At 66.4% G+C, this 2,431-nt stretch carries 1 protein-coding gene; it reads right to left on the reverse strand.

Annotation, left to right across the window (positions count from 1 at the left end):
* Positions 1-434: 434 nt before the first annotated feature.
* Positions 435-1,811 carry a leucyl aminopeptidase family protein gene (locus tag JMF82_RS21770; RefSeq protein ID WP_201316613.1) on the reverse strand — a complete coding sequence of 459 codons (1,377 nt, stop codon included), beginning with the start codon at positions 1,809-1,811 and terminating at the stop codon, positions 435-437.
* Between the last annotated feature and the right edge of the window lie 620 nt (positions 1,812-2,431).

Genomic DNA, 2,431 nt, shown 5'->3' on the forward strand with positions numbered 1-2,431 from the left:
GACCCGGCCTCCGGCAGGAGGGCGGAAGCCCGCCGCAGGCGAGCCCGGTCGTGGGAAGCCAACAAGTGCAACGCCAAAAATCTTCGTCCATCAAAACGACGAACATGCAGGCCGGCGCGAAAGGCGGTCGCGCACAGGGTGCGCTCCTACAAGGGAACGCCACGTGGAGTAAGTGACCCGGGCCGCGGCAGCGGCTCGGAAGCCCGCCGTCCCACGGGGACTCCCTTCGGTCGCAGGCGAGCCCGGTCACCAAACACAGCAATCGCCTGAAACGGCATTGCCGGAAGAGCGAACCATGCAGCCCGGTGCGAAAGGCTGTCGCGCACAGGGTGCGCTCCTACAAAAGGCGGGCGGCGAAGCAGCAGCGTAGAACAGACCCGGGGCAAAGCCATTGCGCAACGTGCGCCAACTTCCCCCCATCCATGCGACCTACCTCAACCCCCATACCTCTTCTGCAAAAACGCAAAGAACGCGCGCAACCCCAGCGCCTCGCCACCGCGCGGCCGGCCCGGCCGATCCGCGTCGTTCCACGCATAGGTATCCAGATGCAGCCAGGGCGTCGTCTCCGGCACGAACCGCTCCAGGTACAGCGCCGCCGTAATCGCGCCCGCGTGGCGGGAGGCGCCCGAGTTCGCCATGTCGGCCAGGTACGACTCCAGCATCTTGCGATACGGACGCCACAGCGGCAGGCGCCACAGCGGATCGTTGACGGTGCGGCTGGCAGCGATCGCCTGGTCGGCGATGTCGTCCTGGTTGGCGAACAGCGCCGGCAGGTCGGGGCCCAGCGCGACGCGCGCGGCCCCGGTGAGCGTGGCGAAGTCGATGATGAGTTCGGGTTTCTGCTCGCTGGCGTAGGTCAGCGCGTCGCACAGCACCAGGCGGCCTTCGGCGTCGGTGTTGTCCACTTCCACGGTGATGCCCGCGCGCGTGGTGATCACTTCGCCCGGACGCATCGCCGCGCCCGACACGGCGTTTTCCACCGCCGGAATCAGCAGCTGCAAACGCACCGGCAGCTTCGCCTGCATGATCAGGCCGGCCAGCGCGATCGCGTGCGCGGCGCCCCCCATGTCCTTCTTCATCCAGCGCATGCCGTCAGCCGGCTTGAGGTCAAGGCCGCCGGTGTCGAAGCACACGCCCTTGCCGATCACGGCGATCTTCGGGTCGCTGGCCTTGCCCCAGGTGAGTTCGACCAGTCGTGGCGCGCGATGGCTGGCGCGGCCCACGGCGTGGATGGTGGGAAAATTCGCGTCGAGCAGTTCGTCGCCGGCCCATTCGCGCACCTTCGCCTTGTGCGTCTTGCCGAGCTGCTTCACCGCATCGGCGAGATGCTTGGGGCCCATGTCTTCGGTGGGCGTGTTGACCAGGTCACGCACCTGCGCGGTCGCTTCCACCAGCGGCGCGAGCAGCTTCAGGTCGATGGCGGCAATCGCCAGCTTCGCCGGCGCGCGGCGGGCCTTGCGGTAGCGGGTGAACTCGTAGGCGCCCAGCGCCCAGCCCAGCGCAGCCTGCAGGCGATCCTTCAGCACGCCCTCGTCGGCGAGGTGGTAGGTCGCCTCGGGCAGTCCACGGGCGAGCGCACCCAGCGCGCCAAGCGGATCGGCCGCATCCACGCCCGCCAGCACGCGCACCAGCTTGCCGCCGTCATCGGGAAGCAGCGCAAACGTGCCCGGCGCGGCCTCGAAACCGGACGCACCCAGCCACTGCCGCTGGGCGGCAGTGAGTCGGCGTTTGGTGGCGGCGAAGTGGGTGGCGTCGGTGGTCTCGATGGCGATGCTGCGATCGCTGGACTTGCGTTCGATCAGGGCGGACATGAAGTTCCTTGCGCGACGCACCGTGCGCCGCGTACAGACGAAAGATGCTTAATGATGCGCGCTTTTGCGGTGCAGGGGGAGGGCGGCATAGGGGTGGTTCCGATGTAACCCTGTCATCTTGTCGACCAGCATGCTTTTCGCCATCGCTCCAAGGTGGCAATAGGAGCCGCTTACCTCGGACCTTCCCACAGTGACGGAATAAGCGAACTCTGCTTTAAGCCCTCTTCGCTTCGGCGCGTGGCGGTGTAGCCGCGCCGTTCGAGGTAGTAACGGGTGTATCCGGCTGGCTTCGGTCGTCCGACGCTCCTATCCCGCATATCGCTATGAGCCTTAGCTCTCAAGGCCATTTTCTTTGGGTTACTTTTCTTTTGGGCCAGCAAAAGAAAAGTGACTCGAGCGTCCCACGGGACTAGCTTCGCGTCGCCGGCAGGGGATCGAAACGCCCGCCGCGTCCCACGGGGACTTCCTACGGTCGTAGGCGGCAAACTGGCGGTAGTGTGGCAACTGAAGGCAGCACCCCGCTCTCAAGAGAAAACCATGCAGACCGGTGCGAAAGGCTGTCGCGCACAGGGGGCGCTCCTATAGAGGTCGGCAGGACGTTGAAACGTCCGCCGTGTCCT

This window comes from Dyella sp. EPa41, assembly GCF_016586165.1.
GTDB lineage: Bacteria > Pseudomonadota > Gammaproteobacteria > Xanthomonadales > Rhodanobacteraceae > Dyella.